Genomic DNA, 18240 nt, shown 5'->3' with positions numbered 1-18240 from the left:
GGCAGGGGGATTACCCCAGCAGGCCCTCGATATCCCCGGCAATTTCCTCTGGCTTGGTCTTGGGCGCATAGCGCTTGACCACATTGCCCGAGGCATCCACCAGGAACTTGGTGAAGTTCCACTTGATCTTCTCGGTCCCGAACACGCCGGGCGCTGCGTGCTTGAGGTGCTTGAACAGCGGGTCGGCATTGTCGCCGTTCACCTCAATCTTGCCGAACATGGGGAAGCTCACGCCGTAGTTGAGCTGGCAGAACTCCATGATCTCGCCATTGCTGCCTGGGTCCTGCTTGCCAAACTGGTTGCAGGGAAAGCCCAGAATGACGAAGTTGCGCTCCTTGAATTGCTGGTAGAGCTTTTCCAGCCCTTCAAACTGGGGGGTGAAGCCACATTTTGAGGCGGTGTTAACCACCAGCAGTACCTTGCCCTGGTAATCGGCCAGGGCTTTCGGCTCGCCGCCGGGTGAGGCGCAGGTGAAGTCGTAGACAGTGTCGCTCATGGTGTTCCCCTTCTGTGACGATTCAGGCGGCCTGCAGTTGCACCTGCTGCACCAGCATGGCCACGCGCTTGCGCTGCATTTTCAGGGAGTATTCGAGTTCCTTGAACTTGGTGCGCAGAGCGGCGTGTTCCCACTTCTTGAGCAGGGCGGCCTTGCGCTCCTCAATGGCGCCTTCCAGCTCGGCGACCTTGCGCTCGTAGCGCTCGGCTTGCAATACCTTCCACTGGTTCACCGACTCGGTAAACAGTTGGTATTCGCGCTCTAGCGAGGCCAGCAGGGGCTCGCTGTTGTCGGCCCGCTCCAGTTTGCGGCGGGCGCGCTCGAACTGGGTGTCGAGAATGGCGCGCTGGATCTTGAAGTTGGGCACCCGGCTCAGGTTGCTGGCCAGGCCCAGGCGGGCGCACAGGGCGATCATCCACTTGGTTGGGTCCCACTGGTACCAGCGAATGCCGTTGCGGTAGTCGTTCTGGAAGATGTGGTGGTAGTTGTGATAACCCTCGCCGTAGGTCAGGAAGGCCAGAAAGCCGTTGTCCCGGGCGCTGTTGGTTTCGGTGTAGGGCCGGCTGCCCCAGTAGTGGGCCAGCGAATTGATGAAGAAGGTGACGTGGTGGTTTACCACCAGGCGCAGCAGGCCCACCAGCAGCACCGTGCCGATTATGTCGCCGTGCCAGATGCCCAGTGCCAAAGGCAGGCCCACATTCATCAGCAGGGTCAGGGCCACGTAGTGATTGTGCTGGAACATCACCACCGGGTCGCGCTGCAGGTCGCGGGCGTTGCTGAAATCGGGCTCGTTGCTCTTGTACTGGCGCAGCATCCAGCCCATGTGGCTGAACCACAGGCCGCGGCTGGCGGAGTAGGGGTCCAGGTCGTCGTGATCCACATGGCGGTGGTGGCGGCGGTGGTCGGACGACCAGATGAGGATGCTGTTCTGCAGGGCGCCGGCGCCCCACAGGGCAAAAAACCATTTCAGGGCCGGGTGGGCATCGTAGGCCTTGTGGGCCCACAGGCGGTGGTAGCCGCCGGTGATGGACAGGCCGTTCAGGTACAGAAAGGCCAGGGCCCACAGCCACTGGAAGCTGTCGTAACCGTGGTAGATGCCCCAGAAAGGCACCAGGATCAGAGCTGCCAGGGGCAAGCCCACGAAAATGGCCGTATTGACCGGATTCAGGGGCGGTTTGGGGCGAACTGTGCTCATTGCGGAGGCAAACCTCGGCTGTTTAAAGATAGCGAATAGTAACCAAAGGGGCCGGCAAAGTCTCCCGGGCCGCCTTGCCAGTGTGGCAGCTCACCCGCGCCAGCGCCATGACTTTGCGCGCCACCGCCGGGCCCCGCGGCGGGGGCAATTTGCAGTATCATGCCAGCTTTCGCGTGGCTGTGGCCGCGCCGTCGCTGTCTCCACTGAGGATGTCCATGATCCAGGCCAAATTCACCCGGGGCTCCACCATGCGCCACGTGCTGGCCATGACGGGCGCCTCGGCGACCGGTTTGATCGCCATGTTTGGTGTGGACCTGGTGGACATGTACTTCCTTACCCTGCTGGACGACCACGCCCTGGTGGCGGCGGTGGGCTATGCCGGCACCCTCATTTATTTTCTGGTGTCAGTCAGCATCGGCCTGCAGATTGCCCTCGGCGCCCTGGTGGCGCGGGCGGAAGGCAGCCACCAGCGCTATCTTGCCGGCCGCTATTGCAGCAACGGGCTGTGGTTCAGCGTGGCGGTGTCATCGGTGATCAGCCTGGTGGCCTGGTTCTGGCTGCGCGATCTGCTGGTGATCCTGGGAGCACATGGCCCGGCGCTGGATTACGCCGTCAGTTACGGCGGTATCCTGCTGCCCAATATCCCGGTGATGGTGCTGGGCATGAGCGCCGCCGCTGGCGTGCGCGCCATTGGCGATGCCCGCCGCTCAATGTGGGCGACCCTGATTGGCTCCATGGTCAACGCAGTGCTGGATCCTATCTTTATTTTTGGTTTTGGCTGGGGCCTGGAAGGCGCGGCCCTGGCGTCGGTGGTCAGCCGGTTTGCCCTGCTATTCGTGGCCTGGCGGGCGCTGGTGCATGTTCACGACCTGCCCCGGCGCAGCACACTGGCGGAGTTCCGCGCCGATTTGCGGCCGCTGCTGGCGATTGCCGGGCCGGCCATTCTGACCAACCTGGCCACGCCCATCGGCAACAGCTTTGTTCTGCGCACCATGTCCCAATTCGGCGATGGCGCCGTCGCTGGCGCGGCGATTCTCGGGCGCATCACCCCGGTGGCCTTTGCCGCTGTTTTCGCCCTGTCCGGGGCGGTCGGCCCCATTATCGGGCAGAACGCCGGGGCGGGGCTGTACCACCGGGTGCGCAGCACCTTGAAGGACGCGCTGGTGTTCAATGCGGTGTACGTGCTGCTGGTGTGGGGCCTGCTGTGGCTGGGCAGCGGCCTGATTGTGTCTGCCTTTTCCGCCGAGCCGGCGGCCGCCGAGCTGATCCTCTTCTACTGCCACCTGCTGGTGTGGGCCTTCTTCTTTAATGGCAGCCTGTTTGTCGCCAACGCCTGCTTCAACAACCTGCACCATCCCCATTGGGCCACCGCCTTCAATTTTGGCAAGGTGCTGCTGGGCATTGTGCCGGCGGTGTATTTCGGCGCCCGCTGGTGCGGCGCGCCCGGGGTGCTGGCCGGCGAGGCGCTGGGCATGGTGCTGTTTGGGGTACTGGGTGTGTGGGCGGCCTTTGCCCTGGTGAATCGCCTGGAGCGCGACTATGTGCCGCTGGCGGTGGCGCCGGGCCCGGTCACACCCTGAACTGCGCCTAGCGCGGCGCCATGTAGACGCTGAGCGGATCCGCGCCGGCCGCCTCGCCCAGGCAACTCATGGCGTTGATGAACAGCGAGAACAGGTCGGTCTGTGAATTGACATCCAGCTTGCGGTAAATGCTCTTGCGGTGGCGGCGCACGGTTTCCACGGCAATGTCCAGCTTCTGTGCAGAGATGTCGGTGCCGTAGCCGCGCAGCATCATCTCCAGCACGTCTTTTTCCCGCGGCGACAGCATGGAAGCGCCAAAGGTGCGAAAGGCGAGGTCGATCTGGTGGTTGATGCCAGGCTGGATCAGGTTGGTGATGGCAAAGTCGTTGTGCTCGGAATGGCGCTTGAGCAGTTCAGACACCGGTTCTGCCAGCAGGTAGAGGCTTTCGTATTCCTTATCGCTGAACTCGCCGTGCTGGGGCAGTCGCATCATGCTCAGGTTGATCACGTTGCCGGCATGCAGGCGGGCCAGGTACACCGCTTCGTCCACCGCGCCGGTTTCGCGGTAGTAGTCGTTGTAGTAGGCGGACTCCTGCAGCTTGTTGTGGGTAATGCGCGACAGACGATAGATTTTTGAGCGCGGCTGGTTGATGGAGGCCTGGTAGAAGGGGTCTTCCCGGAAGGGGCCCTCTAGGTAGCGGTCGATCTGGGTGGGCACGGCGTGGGCCGGAATTTCGTGGTACAGCACCCGCGGCGGCAGGTCGCGGTGGTAGAGCCAGATCTGGGGGTAATCGATGGCCACCTGGCCGCGAACAGCCGCAATCAGGGCGGGAAAGAACTCTTCACTGCCCAGTGACCCGATCGCGATGGAGATGTCCCTGTTCCACTTGCTCAGCTGGCTTATGGTTGTCATCGAATTGTTGTTGTCCGCGCCCCGTGGCCACAGTGTGGGGAGGGCGTCTAGTGATGTCAATTGCAAGCCATCGGGCTCGCCAGGCAGTCGTCGCGGCCTTGTCCGGCCAGTTGTGGAGCGGGTCCAAGACTGGGCCTTCAAGCCCGGCGCGAAAGCCCAGCGCGGTTTAACTCCTTGGGCAGGGTGCCTTTCGGCCAGCGTGGGCCTCGCTATACTGGCCTGCAGGCAGCGGTGACAGGTACGGGAATGAAAACGGGCACCACAGTACAGCAGCGGGACTGGATTGCGCCGGGCTTTATCGAAGCCCTGCTGGTGCAGGGTGAGCGCGCCGGTCGTGAGCGCGAATCGCTGCTGTGCGATGCGGCCTTTCCCTTCGACCCCCTGCGCGGTTGCAGTGCCACGCAAACCGCCTCTTCCGCCGCCTTCTCGCGCCTGGCCCAGGCCCTGTTCAGAACCCTGGACGACGAGGCCGGTGGCAGCATGCCCGATGCACCGACGCCCGTGGGCACCGCCCGCTTGCTGGCCTTCAGCCTGCTGGGCAGCCCCAGCCTTGGCGCCGCCCTGCGCCGGGCGATGGAGTTCAATCGCTGCTGCCGCCTGAATCGCGGCCAGACGGCCGTCAATACCCTGACGGTGGACGAGGACCTGCGCGAAGCCACCCTGAGTTATTACCTGGCGGGCTCCGACCGCGCCCAGCAGCGCCTGCTGTGCGGCCTTGCAATCTGGATGCGCTTTTGCGGCTGGCTGATCGGCCAGCATATCGATGTGGTCAGCGCCCGCTGCGCCGCCGCGGCCCCGGCCAATGTCCGCGAGTTGCGGCATTTCTTTCCCTGCCCGGTGACCTTCGGCGCGGCCGATAACGCCGTGGTGTTTTCGGTGCGCCACCTGGAGGCGGAACTGCTGCGCAGCGAGGCAGACCTGTCCCGCTACTTGCGCGAGGCACCCTACTGCCTGGTGGTGGCGCCCAAACCCAGCTCGCTGAGCATTACCCGCCGCATCCGCGAGTTGCTGGGGGATGACTTCCGCTGCGAAATGCCGAGCTTTGAAGCGCTTACCGGCATGCTCAACATGTCGGCCCGCACCCTGCGCCGGCGCCTGGAGCGGGAGGGCACGTCCTACCAGCGCATCAAGGACAACGCCCGGCGCGACCTTGCCATTGCCCTATTGCAGCGCGACGGGGCCACGGTGAGTGAGGTGGCCGAGCGCGTTGGCTTTTCCGACCCAAGCGCCTTTCACCGCTCCTTCAAGAAATGGACGGGGGAATCCCCCGGTGCCTTTCGCGCCTGAGCGCCCGCTTCAGGGGGCCCAGTACAGAGGCTCTGTGCGCCAGCGGGACTTCCAGGCCACTTTCACCTTGTTGCTGTAGCGCTTGCTGCCGCTGCTGCCATTGTAGGCGGCCAGGGCGCGGTGCAGGTGGCCGTCTTCGCGCTGTAAATAGAACTGCAGAATGCGGCAGCCGTACTCGAAGTTGGTGCGGTTGAGGGTGAGGTTGTCGTCCGGGCGGCCGATTTCGTTTTTCCAGAACGGCATGACCTGCATCATGCCCTGGGCGCCCGCGCTGGAGACGGCAAAACGGTCGAAGTGGCTCTCCACTTCAATCACCGCCAGCACCAACTCCGGGGGCAGTTCGGCGCGCACTGCCGCCGCGTGTACCTGGCGTAGCAGCTCCAGGCGCGCCCCCGGGTCTTTTACAAAGCGTTCCAGCCGCGCCGACATATCCACCAGCCAGACCTCCGCGTCGTAGCGGTCCTCAAAACTGTCGGCGCTGGAAATGGTGCGCTCAAGGAACTGGCGCAGTTCCGCCCGCTCCTTGGGGTCCGCCGGTTGCGCCTGCGCGGCCGTGGCCAGTGCGCCTGCCAGCAGCAGGGCCAGGCCGGCGCGGCCGAGCAGGCGCCGCAACACCCCTTAGCGCCCCAGCTTGTCCATCACCCAGGCAAAAATGGCGTCGCGATCAATCAGAGTGGGCTCGGCGTCGCGCCGGCCCTTGTACTCCAGTTGGCCATCGGCCAGCGCGCGGTCGCCAATCACAATGCGGTGGGGAATGCCGATCAGCTCCATGTCGGCAAACTTCACCCCGGGGCGCTCATTGCGATCATCCATCAGTACATCAACGCCGGCGGTACGGAACTGCTGGTACAGGGCTTGTGCGCACTGCGCCACCGCCTCCGACTTCTGCATGTTCAGCGGCACAATCACCAGCTCAAAGGGTGCCATGGCGGCGGGCCAGATGATGCCGCTGTCGTCGTGGTTCTGCTCGATGGCAGAGGCGACGATACGGCTCACGCCGATGCCGTAGCAACCCATGGTCATGGTGACCTGCTTGCCGTTTTCATCCAGCACCGTGGCGTTCATGGCTTCGCTGTATTTGGTGCCGAGCTGGAAGATATGCCCGACCTCAATGCCGCGCTTGATCTGCAGTTGCCCCTGGCCGTCGGGGCTGGGGTCGCCTTCCACCACGTCGCGCAGGTCTTCCACGCGGTTCAGGGGGCAATCACGCTCCCAGTTCACGCCGCGCAGGTGGAAGTCGTCGCGATTCGCCCCGCAGATAAAATCAGCCAGGTGGGCGGCGCTGCGATCAACAATCACCGGGATAGACAGGCCGACAGGGCCGAGTGAGCCAAAGCCGGCGCCAAGGGCCTTGCGAACAACCGCTTCCTCGGCCATTTGCAGCGGGTTGGCAATGCCTTCGAGTTTCTCTGCCTTGATCTCGTTCAGGCTGTGGTCGCCGCGCAGCACCAGGGCCACCAGCTCGCCTTCGTTCTCGCCGGCCACCACCAGGGTCTTGACGGTGCTGGCGGCATCCACACCGAGGAAACTGGCGAGGTCGTCGATGGTTTTCACCCCGGGGGTGGCGACATCGCTCATGGTCTCAAGGGCGGCCGGGCGCTCACCGGCCGGCGCCATTGCCTCGGCCATTTCCACGTTGGCGGCGTAATCGCTGCTGTCGCTGAAGGCAATGTCATCTTCGCCGGAGTTGGCCAGCACATGGAATTCGTGGGAGGCGCTGCCGCCAATGCTGCCGGTGTCGGCAATCACCGGGCGAAACTCCAGGCCGAGCCGGGTGAAGATAGTGCTGTAGGCGCGGTGCATCACCTGGTAGGTGGCTTCCAGCGAGGGGTGATCCTTGTGGAAGGAGTAGGCGTCTTTCATCAGAAATTCGCGCGAGCGCATCAGGCCAAAGCGCGGGCGAATTTCATCGCGCACCTTGGTCTGGATCTGGAACAGGTTCAGGGGCAGCTGCTTGTAGCTCTTGATTTCATTGCGCACCAGTTCGGTCACCACTTCCTCGTGGGTGGGGCCAAGGCAGAAGTCGCGCTCGTGACGGTCCTGTATGCGCAGCAGTTCGGGGCCGTACAGTTCCCAGCGGCCGGATTCCTGCCACAGCTCCGCCGGCTGCACCACCGGCATGCTTACTTCCAGCGCACCGGCGGCCACCATTTCCTCGCGCACGACGTTTTCCACCTTGCGCAGCACCTTCAGCCCCAGGGGCAGCCAGGTGTACAGGCCAGAGGCGAGCTTGCGGATCAGGCCTGCCCGCAGCATCAGTTGATGGCTGATGACTTCGGCGTCTGCAGGGGTCTCCTTGAGGGTGGCGATCAGGTACTCGGAGGTGCGCATGGTGGTTCCATCGGGCGGTAAAAAAGAGGCCGTGTAGTTTACGTCTGAACGGCAGTGGGGTACAGGGAGTGCGCCGGAGCCAGGCGCCCCCGCCGGCTGTGCACGGCAGGAGCCAGGTGATATGGCTCACACACCTGAAAAAATAGGGTTTAATTGCGCAGAATGGGCTCAAAACGCTTGTATTGCAGCGTTTCATGATTTATACCTTTGTGCGTGCCTGACGTCGGCACTTGTTTCTGCAGTTCGGGGGGCGGGTCGGCACACTACTCACTCATAACGAAGGAAGGTTGCAAACAACATGGCTACCAGAAAAGCAGCAGCTAAGAAGAAAGCTCCGGCCAAGAAGGCAGCAGCGAAAAAGGCTCCGGCCAAGAAGGCTCCAGCCAAAAAAGCCGCACCGGCCAAGAAGCCTGTGACGACTGCGCTCAAGGACAAAATGACCAAGAGCCAGATTGTCACCAGCATTGCTGAGAGCACTGGCCTGTCCAAGAAGCAGGTGGGCGATGTGTTTGGTGAGCTCGAAACCCTGATTGAGCGCAGCATCAAAAAGCGCGCTGTCGGCGAGTTCACCCTGCCGGGCCTGATGAAGATCACCACGGTGAAGAAGCCCGCCCGCAAGGCGCGCAAGGGCATCAACCCCTTCACTGGCGAAGAGACCACCTTCAAGGCCAAGCCGGCGAGCGTTGCGGTTAAAGTGCGCCCGCTGAAGAAAATGAAGGAATTCGCAGCCTCCTGAGGCCGCCGATTCCCTGTTTCCCGCGGGCCTGACCGGCGGGAAACGCCCCCCTCTCGCGCCGCTTCCGGTGGCGCGAAAGCTTGATTCCCCCTGAATTTCTGTCGCTGTTCACTTCTTGGCCTGTTTCCCTGCTTGGGGTAAAATCCGCGCCTCGTTTTTTTCCTTGTTGTTTTCGTTTAAGCGGCGAGCAAACCCATGCCCATCTATGAGTATCAGTGCCAGTCCTGTGGTGAGCCTCACGAGGCTCTGCAAAAGATCAGTGATGCCCCCCCTGCAGGACTGTCCTGCCTGTGGCAAACCCGAGCTGAAGAAGAAGATCTCAGCCGCGGGCTTTCGTCTCAAGGGCGGCGGCTGGTACGAGACCGACTTCAAGACCGGCAACAAGAAGAACCTGGCTGGTGGCGCGGATGGCGCCTCGGCCGGCACCGACAAGGCAGGCGGCGACAAGAAAAGCAGCGGCTCCAGCGAGAGCAAGAGCAGCGCCTCCGCCTGACACCCGGCCCGCCGCTGCGGGCCCCACCGACAAGCAATGGATACCTGAGTTATGCGCAGTCATTATTGTGGCGCCCTTGGCACCGGCAACATCGACGAAACCATCACCCTGTGCGGGTGGGTGGACCGTCGCCGCGACCACGGGGGCGTTATCTTTCTCGATCTGCGCGACCGCGAGGGCATTGTCCAGGTGGTGTTCGACCCGGATACCCAGGAGCACTTCCAGCGCGCCGACCGGGTGCGCAGTGAATACGTGCTGAAGGTCACCGGCCGGGTGCGCGCCCGCAGCGAGGCCACCGTCAACCCCAACATGGCCACCGGCGCCATTGAGGTGCTGGGCAAAGAGCTGGAAATCCTCAACAGCGCCGCCACCCCGCCCTTCCAGCTGGATGAGCACACCGCCGTGGGCGAGGACGTGCGCCTGAAGCACCGCTACATGGACCTGCGCCGCCCGGAAATGCAGAGCAAGCTGATGCTGCGCGCTCGCATCACCTCCGCCGTGCGCCAGTTCCTGGACAGCGAGGGCTTTTTGGATATCGAAACGCCCATCCTCACCCGCGCCACCCCGGAGGGCGCCCGCGACTACCTAGTGCCGAGCCGCACCCACCCGGGGCACTTCTTTGCCCTGCCGCAGTCGCCCCAGCTGTTCAAGCAGCTGCTGATGGTGTCCGGCTTCGACCGTTACTACCAGGTGGCCAAGTGCTTCCGCGACGAAGACCTGCGCGCCGACCGCCAGCCGGAATTTACCCAGATCGACATCGAGACCTCCTTCCTCGACGAGGCGGCGATCATGGGCATCACCGAGCGCATGATCCGCGAGCTGTTCAAGAGCGTGATGGATGTGGAACTGGGCGAATTCCCCCACATGACCTACGCCGAGGCCATGGACCGCTTTGGCTCCGACAAGCCCGACCTGCGCATTGACCTGGAACTGGTGAGCGTGGACGACCTGATGCAACAGGTGGACTTCAAAGTCTTCCGCGGCCCGGCGGATGACCCCAATGGCCGCGTGGCGGCATTGAAGGTACCCGGTGGCGCCAGCATCAGCCGCAAGGAGATCGACGACTACACCAAGTACGTGTCCATCTTCGGTGCCCGTGGCCTGGCCTGGATCAAGGTCAACGACCTGGCCGCCGGCGTGGAAGGCCTGCAGTCCCCCATCCTCAAATTCATGCCGGAAGACGTCGTGCAACAGATGATGACGCGGCTGGAGGCCAAAGACGGCGACATTATCTTCTTCGGCGCCGACCGGACAGCGGTGGTGAACGAATCCCTCGGCGCCCTGCGCCTGAAAGTGGCCGAAGACCAGGGCCTGGTGGCCGACGGTTGGGCGCCCCTGTGGGTGGTGGACTTCCCCATGTTCGAGGACGATGGCAACGGCGGCTGGACGCCCCTGCACCACCCCTTCACCGCGCCGTCCTGCAGCCCGGAAGAACTCAAGGCCAACCCCGGCACCGCGCTGTCGCGGGCCTACGACATGGTGCTCAACGGCACCGAGCTGGGTGGCGGCAGTGTGCGTATCCACCAGCGCGACATGCAGGAGACCGTGTTCGGCATTCTGGGCATCGGCGAAGAAGAGGCCGAAGAGAAGTTTGGCTTCCTGCTCAACGCCCTAAAATACGGCGCCCCGCCCCACGGCGGCCTGGCCTTCGGGCTGGACCGCCTGGTGATGCTGATGACTGGCGCCACCTCGATTCGCGAAGTGATTGCCTTCCCGAAAACCCAGACTGCGGCCTGTGTAATGACCGACGCCCCCGGCGAGGTGGCCGCCCAGCAATTGCGCGAACTGAATATCCGCCTGCGCCAGAAGCAGCAGGAGCTGGCGCCCGAAGGCGAGAAGGGCGAGTAGGCCACAGCGAGGCAGGGTGACGGCCGGTGCGCCGTGAGGCAGTTAAAAGCAGTTAGTTAGTCAGGTAGTCAGTAGGTAGAAAAGAAGGGAGGTAAAGATGGCCGGCCATAGCAAGTGGGCCAACATCAAGCACCGCAAGGCGGCCCAGGATGCCAAGCGGGGCAAGATTTTTACCAAACTGATTCGCGAACTGGTGGTGGCTGCCAAGCAGGGCGGCCCGTTGCCGGAAGACAATCCGCGCTTGCGCGCGGCGGTGGACAAGGCCCTTGGGGCCAATATGACCCGGGACACCATCGACCGCGCCATCGCCCGTGGCGCCGGCAACAACGATGCCGACAACATGGACGAGCTCACCTACGAAGGCTACGCCGCCGGTGGCGTGGCGGTGCTGGTGGAGGTGATGACCGACAACCGCAACCGCACCGTGGCGGAAGTGCGCCACGCCTTCTCCAAGCGCGGCGGCAACCTGGGCACCGACGGCTCGGTGGCCTACCTGTTCAGCAAAGTGGGCCAGATCAGCTTTGCGCCCGGGGCAGACGAAGAGGCCATTCTGGAGGTGGCGCTGGAAGCTGGCGCCGAGGATGTAGCGGCCAACGACGACGGGTCTGTTGATGTCACCACGCCCTGGGAGCAGTTCGGGGCCGTCAAGGAGGCCCTGCACAGTGCCGGCCTTGAGGCCGAGGGTGGCGAGGTAACGATGGTGGCCGCCACCACCGTAGCGCTGGATGAGGAAGGCGCCCGTTCGGTGCTGGGACTGGTGGACGCGCTGGAAGACCTCGACGACGTGCAGAACGTCTATACCAATGCCGATATCCCCGAGGACGTCTACAGCAGCCTTTGAGGCGCTATTTTCTGCGGTTGGCGCTGCCTGCGGGTAGTGCGTCACGCGGGCTGATGCTGTATATATGTACAGAATAACCAGACAGGGCAGCGGGCAGCGCATTCTATGGCGGTCATCCTGGGGATAGACCCCGGCTCACGAAAAACCGGCTTTGGCATCATTCACTTCGAAGGCGGGCGCTCCGAGTACATCACCAGCGGTGTTATCCGCCTGCCGGTGGCCGAACTGCCCGAGCGCCTTGGCGTGATCCACGCCAGTGTGACCGAACTGATCGAGACCCACTGCCCACAGCAACTGGCCATTGAACAGGTGTTCATGGCCAAGAGCGCCGGCTCTGCCCTAAAGCTCGGGCAGGCCCGGGGCGCCGCCATCGTGGCCTGTGTGGCACAGCAACTGGCCGTGTCGGAGTATTCCGCCCGGCAGATCAAGCAGTCGGTGGTGGGCACCGGCGCCGCTGACAAGGCCCAGGTGCAGCATATGGTAAAGGTGCTGCTGAAGCTGCCCGCCGAGCCTCAGGAGGACGCCGCCGATGCCCTGGCGGCAGCCCTGTGTCACGCCCACACCCAACAAAGTATGATCAACATGGCTGGCGCCACCTCGGTGCGCCGGCGTCGTATTCGCTAGTAAAGGCAGAACAGCAGGCAATGATTGGCAGGATTCGCGGCACCCTCGTACACAAGCAGCCCCCGGAGATTCTGGTGGATGTGGCCGGCGTGGGTTACGAGCTACAGGTGCCCATGACCACCCTGTTCCAACTGCCGGCCCTGGGCAAGGAGGTGGCGCTGGTCACCCACTTTGTTGTGCGCGAAGACGCCCAGCAGCTCTTCGGTTTTATCGACGAGCGCGACCGCAGCCTGTTCCGCCAGCTGATCAAGGTCAGCGGCGTGGGCCCCAAGCTGGCCCTGACCATTCTCTCGGGCATGGATGCCACCAGCTTTGCCCGCTGCGTGCAGCAGGGTGATATTTCCTCGCTGGTGGCCCTGCCCGGGGTGGGCAAGAAAACCGCCGAGCGCCTGCTGGTGGAAATGCGCGACAAGCTCAAGGGCTGGCTGGAAACCATGGGCGGCAGTGCGGACGGCGTGGCGATCGCCCCGGTGGCGCGCCCCGCCGACAAGGTGGCCGATGCCGAGGGCGCCCTGGTGGCGCTGGGCTACAAGCCCACCGAGGCGGCCCGGGCTGTAGCGGCGGTGAACGATGACAGCGTCGACAACAGCGAGGAGCTGATTCGCCGCGCCCTGAAATCCATGGTCAGCGGCTGAGTGAGGCGCGGGTATGATTGAAACCGACCGCCTGATTGCCCCCGAGGCCCGCGAGCGCGAAGACGCCCAGGATCGCGCCATCCGGCCCAAGAGCCTGGCCGAGTACGTGGGCCAGCCCGCAGTGCGCGAGCAGATGTCCATCTTCCTGGAAGCGGCGCGCGGCCGCGGCGAGCCGCTGGACCACACCCTGATTTTCGGCCCGCCCGGCCTGGGCAAAACCACCCTGGCCAGCATTATCGCCAACGAAATGGGCGTATCCCTGAAGACCACCTCCGGCCCGGTTTTGGAAAAGGCCGGCGACATCGCCGCCCTGATGACCAACCTGGAGCCGGGGGATGTGCTGTTCATCGACGAGATTCACCGCCTTAGCCCCTTTGTGGAAGAGGTACTGTACCCGGCCATGGAGGATTACCAGCTCGACATCATGATTGGCGAGGGCCCGGCGGCCCGCTCCATCAAGCTGGATTTGCCGCCCTTTACCCTGGTGGGCGCGACGACCCGCGCCGGCCTGCTGACCTCGCCCCTGCGGGATCGCTTCGGCATTGTGCAGCGGCTGGAGTTCTACCAGGTGGCGGACCTTGCCCATATCGTCGAACGCTCCGCCAATATTCTCGGCATTGGCATCGAGGCGGCCGGCGCGGCGGAGATCGCCCGCCGCGCCCGGGGCACCCCGCGCATTGCCAACCGCCTGCTGCGGCGGGTGCGGGACTACGCCGAAGTGCGTGCCGATGGCACCATCACCGCCGCGGTGGCGGACAAAGCCCTGGACCTTTTGAGCGTGGACAATCGCGGCTTTGACCACCAGGACCGGCGCCTGTTGCTGGCCCTGATCGAGAAGTTCGACGGCGGCCCGGTGGGGGTGGACAGCCTGGCCGCGGCCATCTCCGAAGAGCGCGGCACCATTGAGGATGTGCTGGAGCCCTACCTCATCCAGCAGGGCTACATGGTGCGCACCCCGCGCGGGCGCATGGTGACCCGCAACGCCTACCTTCACTTTGGCCTGCCGGCGCCCCGGGCCGCCCAGGCGGAGCCCAACCTGCCCCTCGACCTGGAGCCCGCCGTGGGGCGTGGCAATGAGAGCCCTGAGTCGTGAGCGCGGCGGAATTTTCCTTTAAGCTGCGAGTCTACATAGAGGACACTGATGCCGGTGGCATCGTGTATTACGTGAACTACCTGAAATTCATGGAGCGCGCTCGCACCGAGATGATGCGCACCCTGGGTTTTGGCAAGGATTATATTTTTAACCACGACCTGATGTTTGTGGTGCGCGACGTGGCGGTGCAGTACCGGCTGCCGGCGCAACTGGACGACGAACTGGAGGCCACCGCCACAATCGTGGAATTACGCGGTGCCACCATGCGTCTACACCAAACGGTAAAGCGTGACGGCCGGCCACTGGCCGAGGGCGAAGTGACCATCGCCTGTGTCGATCGCGCCGGAGTGAAGCCGCGGCGCCTGCCGCGGGAGATGCTGGAGCGGCTGCGGAAGGCGCAGGCCGCCGGGACTGAAGGGGAGCCCTGAGTGGAAGAACAACTGAGTTTGATTGACCTGGTGCTGCATGCCAGCCTCACCGTGCAACTGGTGATGGGCATTCTCCTGGCGGCCTCCATGGTGTCCTGGTACATGATCGTCCAGCGCATCATTTATTTCCGCAACTCCCAGGACGACATGATCCGCTTTGAGGAGCAGTTCTGGTCCGGCATCGATTTGTCCCAGCTGTACCGCGAAGGCAATGAGCGCGCCGCCGACGGCCAGACCATCGTCGGTATAGAGAGCATCTTCCGCGCTGGCTTCAAGGAGTTTTCCCGCCTGGCACAGCAGCAGGGCATGGATTCCGAGGCGGTAATTGAAGGCTCCCGCCGGGTAATGCGGGTGGCCATGCTGCGCGAAGAAGAGCGCCTGGAGCGGCACCTGCCCTTCCTGGCCTCGGTGGGCTCCACCAGCCCCTACATCGGCCTGTTCGGTACGGTGTGGGGCATCATGCACTCCTTCCGCGGGCTGGCCAACGCCACCCAGGCCACCCTGGCCACCGTGGCGCCGGGGATCTCCGAGGCGCTGGTGGCCACCGCCATGGGCCTGTTTGCCGCGATTCCGGCGGTAATGGCCTACAACCGCTTCGCCGCCAAGGTGGATATGTTCACCAATCGCTACGACACCTTCGTCGACGAATTTTCCAGCATCCTCTATCGCCAGGCCTATGCCCTGCGGTCCCGCGAGAAAAAGGCGGGCTAGGAGCGCGACGTGTCGAGATCCGGTAAAAAACACCGGCCGATGGCCGAAATCAACGTGGTGCCCTACATCGACGTGATGCTGGTGCTGCTGATCATCTTCATGGTCACCGCGCCAATGCTGATGCAGGGGGTCAAGGTCGAACTGCCCGAGGCCAATGCGGCCCCGGTGGAAGATCAGGACAGCGAACCGTTGATTGTTTCGGTGGATGCCAGCGGCCAGTTTTTCCTGAACATCGGCGGCGACGAAAAGCAGGCGATCAGCCTGGCCACGGTGCGCGAGCGGGTGTCCACCGTGATGCGCCGCAGCCCCGAAAAACCCGTGCTGGTGTGGGGTGACCAGGCGGTGGCCTACGGCACCGTGGTCACCGTGATGGCCGCGCTGCAAGAGGCCGGCGCCCCCAGCGTTGGCCTGGTGACCGAGAGCCCCGAGAAGCCGCAGTGAACACCTCTGTTTACGCCCGGCCCGTGCAGCCGCGCATCGTGCTGCGGCCGACCTTGGCAACCCTTGCCCTGCACGGCCTGGTGATCTACCTGCTCACCGCCAACTGGCACGCCTTTGAGGACAAGACCATCACCGCCAAAGTGGTGCCCAAGGTGATTGATGCCAAACTGGTGGAGCTGAGTGAGGTGATGCCCAAAAAGCCGGAGCCACCGAAGCCCGCGCCAAAACCCAAGCCGCAGCCCAAACCGCAACCGAAGCCGGTGGAAAAAAAGCCTGAGCCGAAGCCGGAACCCAAGCCCGAACCAAAGCCACAGCCAAAACCGGCGCCCAAAAAGCCCGAGCCCAAGCCGCAGCCCAAGCCGGAGGAAAAAAAGCCCGACCCCGGCCCCAGCCGCGAGGAGCTGCTGCGCCAGCAGCGCGACGACATGGCCCGCATGATGGCACAGGAAGAGGCCGCCCAGGCCGCCGCCACTGCCGACGAAATGGCGGCCAGCTTCGCCGCCCTGATCCAGCGCACCGTGATCGGCTACTGGAGTCGGCCACCCAGTGCCCGCAATGGCATGGAAGTGCTGCTACAGTTGCAGTTGATTCCCACCGGAGAGATTGTCAGCGTGACGGTGCTAAAAAGCAGTGGCAACACCGCATTTGACCGCTCCGCCATCAATGCGGTGGAAAAGGCCGGCCGCTTCCCCGAGTTGCAGAAGCTGCCACAGCGTAAATTTGAAGAAACCTTCAGGCGATTCCGCCTGCTGTTCCGACCAGAGGACTTGCGATACTAATGACACGCCTACTACTGAGCCTCGTACTGACCCTCGTCGCCTTCGGCGCGCGCGCCGAACTGGTGATCGAGATTACCCAGGGGGTGGACAACCCCACGGCCATTGCCGTGTCGCCCTTCGACTGGCAGAACGGCGGTGCCGCGCCGGAGGATGTCGCCATGGTGATCCAGGGTGACCTGGCCCGCAGTGGCCAGTTTGCCCCGGTGGACCGCAAGGACATGCTGGGTCGCCCCAGCACCGAGAAAGAGGTGTTCTACCGCGACTGGCGCGCCATCAGTGCCGAATACCTGCTGATTGGCCGGGTGTCTGGCACCGAGCAGATGAAAATCGAATACGAACTGTTCGACGTCAACCGCCAGACCAAGGTGTTCAACGGCACCGAGACCGGCCCGGCCAGCGAGGCGCGCATGCTGGCCCACCGGGTGTCCGACGCCATCTACGAGAAGCTCACCGGCATTCCCGGCGCCTTTGCTACCCGCCTGCTTTATGTGTCGGTGACCCGCAACCCCGCCGGCAAGGACTACTACCGCCTGACCCTGGCGGACTCCGACGGTGCCCGGCCCATCGTGCTGTTGGAATCCCGCGAGCCGATCCTGGCGCCGGCCTGGTCGCCGGATGGCAAGGAGATCGCCTACGTGTCCTTCGAGACCAGCCGACCCGCCATCTTCCGCCAGAACCTGGCCACCGGCGCCCGCGAGCAGCTCACCAATTTCCAGGGCCTGAACAGCTCCCCGGCCTGGTCGCCGGACGGCGGCACCATGGCCATGGTGCTGTCCAAGGACGGCAGCCCGGACATCTACCTGATGGACCTCGCCAGCAAGCGGCTGACCCGGGTTACCCGGCACTATGCCATCGATACCGAACCCACCTGGATGCCGGATGGAAAGTCGTTACTTTTCACATCTGACCGTGGTGGACGGCCACAAATTTACAGATATGATTTGCGCAGCGGCACGACCGAGCGGGTAACCTACGAGGGCGCCTATAACGCCCGCGCCCGGGTAGCCCAGGACGGTCGCAACGTAGTGGTTGTGCACCAGAGCAACGGACGGTTCCATATCGCAATTCACGATCTGGTGACCAACCGTCTGCAGGTGCTGACCTCTACGGAACTGGACGAAAGTCCGAGTATCGCACCCAATGGCTCTATGGTACTGTACGCAACGAAGTCGGGAGACCGCGGCATTCTGGCCGCAGTTTCCGTGGACGGGGGCGTGAAGTTCCGGCTACCGGCACGCGAAGGCGATGTCAGGGAACCGGCGTGGTCACCTTATATGAGCCGCTAAAGGCGGTATAAACAAAGACTACACACTTGTAAGGATGGGAATATGAAACAATTCACTGTTGCCGGTAAGGCTCTTACGCTGCTGTTCACAGCTGCATTCCTTGTGGCCTGTAGCAGCAGCGACACCAAGGAAGACGAAGACGCGGCTGCCCGCGCAGCGGCTGCAGCTGCCGCCGCTGAGGAAGCCCAGCGCGCTGCCGCTGCCCAGGCGGAAGCCGAGCAGCGTCGCCTGCAGGACGCCGTTGCCTCCGTGGGTAACGTCTTCTACTTCGAGTTCGACAGCTCCAACCTGACGCCGGACGCCCAGCGCTCTGTAGACGCGCACATCGCCCTGCTGAAGACCAACGACAAGACCATCCGCCTGGAAGGTCACACCGACGAGCGTGGCACCCGCGATTACAACATGGCGCTGGGTGAGCGTCGCGCCAACTCCGTTCGCGACTACATGGTTGCCAACGGTGTTGCCAGCTACCGCATCGAAACCGTGAGTTACGGCGAAGAGCAGCCGGTAGCCTACGGCTCTGGTGAGTCCAACTGGTCCCAGAACCGTCGTGTGGAGCTGAAGTAACTTTCCATAGGAAGTG

General features: G+C 63.7%; 19 protein-coding genes and 1 pseudogene. 15 read left to right on the top strand and 5 right to left on the bottom strand.

The window, feature by feature from the left end; genetic code table 11:
* Positions 1–10 precede the first annotated feature (10 nt).
* On the bottom strand, positions 11–496 hold the full coding sequence (locus DDZ17_RS10670; protein WP_116366663.1) for a glutathione peroxidase: 486 nt from the start codon (positions 494–496) through the stop codon (positions 11–13).
* A 22-nt stretch (positions 497–518) separates the two neighbouring features.
* Positions 519–1691: a fatty acid desaturase gene (locus DDZ17_RS10665; RefSeq protein WP_116366661.1), complete on the bottom strand. Its 1173-nt coding sequence runs from the start codon at positions 1689–1691 to the stop codon at positions 519–521.
* A gap of 215 nt (positions 1692–1906) precedes the next feature.
* On the opposite strand from DDZ17_RS10665, the gene DDZ17_RS10660 reads away from it, so the two are divergent.
* On the top strand, positions 1907–3271 hold the full coding sequence (locus DDZ17_RS10660) for an MATE family efflux transporter (protein ID WP_241505856.1): 1365 nt from the start codon (positions 1907–1909) through the stop codon (positions 3269–3271).
* A gap of 7 nt (positions 3272–3278) precedes the next feature.
* On the opposite strand, the gene DDZ17_RS10655 is transcribed toward DDZ17_RS10660, so the two are convergent.
* Entirely contained in the window at positions 3279–4124 is an 846-nt protein-coding gene (locus tag DDZ17_RS10655; protein WP_116366659.1) for a response regulator transcription factor, read from the bottom strand.
* A 246-nt stretch (positions 4125–4370) separates the two neighbouring features.
* Here DDZ17_RS10655 and DDZ17_RS10650 point away from each other — a divergent pair, with 246 nt between their 5' ends.
* Complete coding sequence (locus DDZ17_RS10650; RefSeq protein ID WP_116366657.1) at positions 4371–5411, top strand: AraC family transcriptional regulator; 1041 nt, start codon at positions 4371–4373, stop codon at positions 5409–5411.
* Positions 5412–5420: 9 nt separating this feature from the next.
* On the opposite strand, the gene DDZ17_RS10645 is transcribed toward DDZ17_RS10650, so the two are convergent.
* Both DDZ17_RS10645 and DDZ17_RS10640 read right to left on the bottom strand, forming a co-directional pair.
* On the bottom strand, positions 5421–6026 hold the full coding sequence (locus DDZ17_RS10645) for a lytic transglycosylase domain-containing protein (protein WP_421910185.1): 606 nt from the start codon (positions 6024–6026) through the stop codon (positions 5421–5423).
* Positions 6027–6029: 3 nt separating this feature from the next.
* Positions 6030–7742, bottom strand: coding sequence for a proline--tRNA ligase (locus DDZ17_RS10640; protein ID WP_116366655.1), 1713 nt, complete (start codon positions 7740–7742; stop codon positions 6030–6032).
* 298 nt (positions 7743–8040) lie between these two features.
* Between DDZ17_RS10640 and DDZ17_RS10635 the strand changes: the two genes are divergently transcribed.
* The 13 genes and pseudogenes from DDZ17_RS10635 (at position 8041) to pal (ending at position 18224) form a co-directional block, all read left to right on the top strand.
* Positions 8041–8478, top strand: coding sequence for an HU family DNA-binding protein (locus DDZ17_RS10635; protein ID WP_116366653.1), 438 nt, complete (start codon positions 8041–8043; stop codon positions 8476–8478).
* Between the two features lie 195 nt (positions 8479–8673).
* Positions 8674–8971 (top strand): annotated as a pseudogene (locus DDZ17_RS10630) (FmdB family zinc ribbon protein).
* Between the two features lie 51 nt (positions 8972–9022).
* The gene (gene aspS / locus DDZ17_RS10625) at positions 9023–10819 is read left to right on the top strand and encodes an aspartate--tRNA ligase (RefSeq protein ID WP_116366651.1); all 1797 of its coding nucleotides are present in this window, start codon (positions 9023–9025) and stop codon (positions 10817–10819) included.
* A gap of 97 nt (positions 10820–10916) precedes the next feature.
* Positions 10917–11660 (top strand): YebC/PmpR family DNA-binding transcriptional regulator, encoded by a 744-nt coding sequence (locus DDZ17_RS10620; RefSeq protein ID WP_116366649.1) that lies wholly within the window; start codon positions 10917–10919, stop codon positions 11658–11660.
* 105 nt (positions 11661–11765) lie between these two features.
* A complete protein-coding gene (gene ruvC, locus DDZ17_RS10615) occupies positions 11766–12284 on the top strand; it encodes a crossover junction endodeoxyribonuclease RuvC (RefSeq protein ID WP_116366647.1) in 519 nt (172 codons plus the stop codon).
* Between the two features lie 20 nt (positions 12285–12304).
* The gene (gene ruvA / locus DDZ17_RS10610) at positions 12305–12919 is read left to right on the top strand and encodes a Holliday junction branch migration protein RuvA (RefSeq protein WP_116366645.1); all 615 of its coding nucleotides are present in this window, start codon (positions 12305–12307) and stop codon (positions 12917–12919) included.
* 13 nt (positions 12920–12932) lie between these two features.
* Positions 12933–14012 (top strand): Holliday junction branch migration DNA helicase RuvB, encoded by a 1080-nt coding sequence (ruvB, locus tag DDZ17_RS10605; protein WP_206613520.1) that lies wholly within the window; start codon positions 12933–12935, stop codon positions 14010–14012.
* Positions 14009–14440 (top strand): tol-pal system-associated acyl-CoA thioesterase, encoded by a 432-nt coding sequence (gene ybgC / locus DDZ17_RS10600; protein WP_116366643.1) that lies wholly within the window; start codon positions 14009–14011, stop codon positions 14438–14440. The genes ruvB and ybgC overlap by 4 nt, the downstream gene beginning before the upstream one ends.
* A complete protein-coding gene (tolQ, locus tag DDZ17_RS10595; RefSeq protein ID WP_116366641.1) occupies positions 14441–15151 on the top strand; it encodes a protein TolQ in 711 nt (236 codons plus the stop codon).
* Positions 15152–15190: 39 nt separating this feature from the next.
* Positions 15191–15592: a protein TolR gene (gene tolR, locus DDZ17_RS10590; protein ID WP_116366639.1), complete on the top strand. Its 402-nt coding sequence runs from the start codon at positions 15191–15193 to the stop codon at positions 15590–15592.
* Entirely contained in the window at positions 15589–16371 is a 783-nt protein-coding gene (locus DDZ17_RS10585) for a cell envelope integrity TolA family protein (protein ID WP_116366637.1), read from the top strand. The genes tolR and DDZ17_RS10585 overlap by 4 nt, the downstream gene beginning before the upstream one ends.
* Positions 16371–17657, top strand: a complete 1287-nt coding sequence (tolB, locus tag DDZ17_RS10580) for a Tol-Pal system beta propeller repeat protein TolB (RefSeq protein ID WP_116366635.1) — start codon at positions 16371–16373, stop codon at positions 17655–17657. The genes DDZ17_RS10585 and tolB overlap by 1 nt, the downstream gene beginning before the upstream one ends.
* A 42-nt stretch (positions 17658–17699) precedes the next feature.
* Entirely contained in the window at positions 17700–18224 is a 525-nt protein-coding gene (gene pal / locus DDZ17_RS10575; RefSeq protein WP_116366633.1) for a peptidoglycan-associated lipoprotein Pal, read from the top strand.
* The last annotated feature ends 16 nt before the right edge of the window (positions 18225–18240 follow it).

Origin of the sequence: Parahaliea mediterranea, from assembly GCF_003402235.1 — a bacterium.
In the GTDB taxonomy this organism is placed as follows: domain Bacteria; phylum Pseudomonadota; class Gammaproteobacteria; order Pseudomonadales; family Halieaceae; genus Parahaliea; species Parahaliea mediterranea.
This window is presented reverse-complemented; position numbering and strand designations above follow the sequence as displayed.